The organism is Kitasatospora sp. NPDC001225 (assembly GCF_053597855.1).
Window position 1 is genome coordinate 1 of record NZ_JBSFJC010000267.1, and the last position, 4691, is coordinate 4691.

Consider the following 4691-nt stretch of genomic DNA (forward strand, 5'->3'; position numbering starts at 1 on the left):
AACCGCCCGGCGGTGAGGCCCGGCCGGTTCAGGTAGCCGCGGGCCAGGCCGGGCCCGGCGATGTACAGCTCGCCGGGCGTGCCGGCCGGCAGCGGCCGCAGGGCGCCGTCGAGCACGTGGAGCCGGACGTTGGTGGCGGGCCGGCCGATGACCGGGAGCGGGCTCGACCCCACGGAGGCGACCACCGGGTTGACGGTGCACTCGGACGGTCCGTAGAGGTTGAGGCAGGACACCCCGTCCGCCGCCCGCAGTTCCGCCCACAGCCGCTCCGGGACGGCCTCGCCGCCGGCCGCGACCACCGCCGGGCGCCGGTTCCCGTCGCCCAGGAGCCCGTGGGCGACCAGGACCTGGAGGTAGGACGGGGTGGCTTCGACGTAGTCCAGCCCGTGGCGCGCCGCGTAGCCGACGAAGGCGTCGGGGTCGGTCCAGGTCCCGTGGTCCAGGACGTGCAGCTCGTGGCCCGCGAACAGGGCGAGCAGCTGGTTCCACGAGGCGTCGAAGGACACCGACGTGGTCAGGGCCACCCGCAGCCGCGGCTGGTCACCCGTCACCGGCGGGAGGTGGACCTGCCGGAGGTCGGTGAGCAGGTTGAGCAGGCCGCCGTGGGTCGGCGCCACGCCCTTGGGCCGGCCGGTGGAGCCGGAGGTGTGGATGACGTACGCCGGGTGGCCCGGGTCGACGGCCGCCATCGGGTCGGCCGGCGACTGGCCGTTCACCAGGTCGGCCGTCGCCGGGTCGTCGAGGACCAGCCGGTCGACGGAGCCCTCCCCCGGCAGCCGCCCCGCGCTGAGGGTGTCGGTCACCACCAGGGCCGGGCGGGCGTCGTCGAGCAGGTGGGCGATCCGGGCGGCCGGGTACTCGGGATCGACCGGGACGTAGGCCGCGCCGGTCTTCAGCACCGCGAGGATCGCCACGACCAGCTCGGCCGACCTCGGCAGCGCCACCGCCACTAACCGCTCCGGCTCGGCGCCCCGGGCGATCAGGGCGTGCGCCAGCCGGTTCGCCCGCGCGTCCAGCTCCGCGTACGTCAGCGACGCTTCCGGCCCCACCACCGCGACGGCGTCCGGCGTCGCCCCCACCTGGGCCCGGAACAGCTCCGGGAGGGTCTCGGCCGGGAGTTCCGCCGTCGGCCCGGTGCCGAGGGCCGCCACCTCGCGGTGCTCCTCGGCGGTGAGCAGATCGATCCGGCTCAGCGGCTCGCCCGGGTCGCAGTCCGCGACGGCGTCGAGCAGGGCGATCAGCCGCCGCTGGTGGGCGGCGAGGTCGTCCGCGCCGTACGCCTCGGGCGAGCCGTGCAGCCTGAGCAGCGGCGGGTTGCCGTCCCGGTAGTCGAACACCCAGACGGCCAGGTCGCTGGTCGACCCCGACACGAAGTGGTGCACGGAGGCGGGGTGCCCGGCGAAGGTCGGCCGGGAGTTGAACGCCATGATGTTGACGATCAGCGGGAACGCCGTCCCGATGCTGCCGGGGGCCCCGAGGTCCCGCAGCAGGTCCTCGCTGCGGTACCGCTCGTGCGCGACGGCCGCCTCGACCTCCCGCGCCGCCTGGGCGACGAGGTCGCCCCACGGCATGTCCGGTCGTACGGTCAGCCGCAGGGGCACCACGTTGGACATCGTGCCGGGCACCGCCGTCAGGTCGCGGTCGGCGGACCGCCGGGCCGTGACGGGGAGGGCGAGCACCACGTCCCGCGTTCCGGTCAGCCGGTGCGCGTAGAGCGCCGCCGCCGCGACCACCAGGCGGGACCAGCGGACGCCGGTCCTCGCCGCCGCGGCGCGCAGCGCGTCCGGGCGCCGCAGTTCCCGCTCCTCGGCCAGCCGCAGCGCGCGGTCCGGGTCGGTCGGGGCCGTGCGGGTCAGCCGGGTCGGTTCCGGCCGGTCGGCGAATCGTTCCGTCCAGTAGTCGCGGTCGGCGGTGAAGCCCGCCGACGCGCGGTAGGCGGCGTCGCTGTCGACCAGGTCCCGCAGCGGGCCGAACGGGGACGGCGGCACCGGGCCGCCGTCGGCCAGCGCCGAGTACACCTCGCCGACCCGCCCGCGGACCATCGAGCTGCTGATCGCGTCCAGCACCACGTGGTGGTAGTTCAGGTACCAGAGGTACTCGGTCGGCGACAGCCTGACCAGCGCGTGGCCGAACAGCGGGTCGCGCGCGAGGTCCAGCGGGCGCAGCAGGTCCCGCTCCATCCACTCCAGGGCCGCCGCACGGGGTTCGGGCTCCCCGCTGAGGTCCAGGTGGGCCGGTGCCCAGTCCCAGGTCTCGCGGAGGACCTGGCGCGGGCCCTCGCCGTCGTCGACGAAGGTCACGTGCAGGGCGTCGACCTCGTCGACCACCCGGCGCAGCGCCGTCTCGAACAGCCCGGCGTCGACCGGCCCGTGGATCTCCAGGCACTCGCCGACGCGGTAGCCGGGGATCGGTGTGCGGGAGCGTTGTTCGGCGAGCCAGATCTCGCGCTGGGCCCCGGTCAGGGGAAGGACGTCGCCGTCGCGACGGGACATGGGAAGACCTCCGGAAGAGTGTGGGCGGGCAGGCGCGCAGGACGCGCCGACTGCGGTGGCGTCACGCTGTCGGCGGGCGGAGCGGCCTGGTGGGTGGCGTCACGCTGTCGGCGAGCGGAGCGGCCTGGTCGGTGGCGTCACGCTGTCGGCAAGCGGAGCGGCCTGGTGGGTGGCATCACGCTGTCGGCAAGCGGAGCGGCCTGGTGCGGTCAGGCGGCGAGTTCGCCGGCCTGGAGTTGCCAGAGGGATGCGTAGAGTCCGTGCCGGGCGATGAGTTCGTCGTGGGTGCCCTGTTCGGCCACGACACCGCCCTTGTCCATGACGTAGATCCGGTCCGCGTGGCGGACGGTGGAGAGCCGGTGGGCGATCACGACCATCGTGCGGTCGGCCGCGAAGACCCGGAGCGTGCGCTGGATGGCGGCCTCGGTCTCGTTGTCGACGGCCGAGGTGGCCTCGTCGAGGACGACGACCGGCGCGTCCTTGAGGATCGCGCGGGCCAGGGCGATCCGCTGCCGCTGGCCGCCGGAGAGGGCGGCGCCGCGTTCGCCGATCACCGTGTCGTAGCCGTCCGGCAGCGTCGCGATGAAGGTGTGGGCCTCGGCCATCGTGGCCGCCTCCACCAGGGCCTCGTCCGAGGCGCCGAAACTGCCGTAGCGGATGTTGTCGGCGATGGTGCCGTCGAAGAGGAAGGCGTCCTGGGCGACGAACCCGATCGCGTGGCGCAGGTCGCGCCGGCGCAGGTCGCGCACGTCCCGCCCGTCGAGCAGCACGCTGCCGGACTCCGCGTCCTGGAAGCGCATCAGCAGCTTGGCGACGGTGGTCTTGCCGGAGCCGGTGGCGCCGACGAGGGCGGTGACCTGCCCGGCGGGGATGGTCAGCGAGAGGTCCTCCAGGACCGGCGGCCGTCCGGGGTAGGCGAAGGTCACGCCGTCGAGGACGATCTCGCCCTTCACCGTCTCGACGTCGAGCGCTCCCCCGGTGCCCTCGGTCTCGACGGGCAGGGCCTCCAGCCGGTGGACCCGGTCGTAGGCGGCGAGCGTGCGCTGGTACTGGTCGACGATGCCGCCGAGCCGGTTCATCCGCAGCATCACCATCTGCGGCAGCCCGATCAGCGGGCTGAACACCTCGAACCGCAGGGTGCCGTCGAGCACCGAGCGGCCGCCGAGCAGCAGGGTGCCGGCCATCGAACTCGTCGTGCAGACCCGGACGACCTCGGCGTGCCGGATCGTGCCCCGGTCGGTCTGCCGGTTGCTCTCCTGGGCTTCCCCGCTGAGCCGGTCGATGCGCTCGGCCTCGTAGTCCTCGGTGCAGAAGCTCTTGACCGTGGCGCCGGCCTCCAGGGTGTTCACCAGCTGGCTGTGCAGCCTGGCCCGGCGCTCGCCGGAGACGGCGTAGTCGGTCGCGGCCCTGTCCTGGTAGCGGAGCGACAGCCAGGCGATGACCGGGATCGGCAGGAACGCGATCCAGGCGATCTGCGGGGCCAGCAGCAGGAACGCCGGCACCAACAGGGCCAGGCTGGTGCCCAGTTGCAGCACATCGTTGGCCGAGGTGGCGAAGAAGCTGCCCAGCTGCCGGACGTCGTCGGTGAGCACGCCGGCGATCCGGCTGGTCCGCTCGCCTTCCAGCTGCCCCAGTTCGAGGTGCTGCACATGGGCGTAGGTGCGGCTCCGCCAGTCGTGCTCGATGTCCTGGCCGAGCCCGCGCCACTGGAGGTTCGAGGCGTACGAGAGGCCTGCCACGGCGGCGCAGGCGACGGTCACCAGCCCTGCCAGGCCCCAGAGTTGGGAGGTGGCGGTGGTCAGCCCGAAGCGGACCAGCGGCGCGGCCTCGCCCTTGATGAGGACCAGGGCGGTCCAGCCGAGGAAGGTGCCGAGCGCCATCTCCGAGACCTGGCAGGCGACCGAGAGCGCGGAGGCCCGGTAGAGGCGCCGGCGGTGCGGCCCGACGACCTCCCGCAGCGGGTGCCGGCCGGTGCCGGACCCGGACAGCTCCCTGGTCCGCTCGACCGCTCGGCGCCATGCCGTCCGGACGACGGCGACCGTCGCGACGGCGACCCCGCCGAGCGCCACCAGCTGCCTGCTCAGCGCCGACCCGCGGATCAGCGCGAGGCCGGCCGCCGCCCCGCCGCCCACGGCGAGGACGGGGCGCAGGACGGGAACGCGGTCCGGCCGCGCCCCCGGTCCGGCGGCGGGCCGGCCC

General features: G+C 74.6%; 2 protein-coding genes. Both read right to left on the reverse strand.

From position 1 onward, the window contains the following. The coding region (locus ACWDCZ_RS38810) for an AMP-binding protein (protein ID WP_449818411.1) at window positions 1-2492 on the reverse strand (2492 nt) is incomplete at its 3' end. A 209-nt stretch (window positions 2493-2701) separates the two neighbouring features. Continuing rightward, window positions 2702-4691, reverse strand: a 1990-nt coding sequence (locus ACWDCZ_RS38815) for an ABC transporter ATP-binding protein (protein ID WP_449818412.1), incomplete at its 5' end; no start/stop codon positions are given.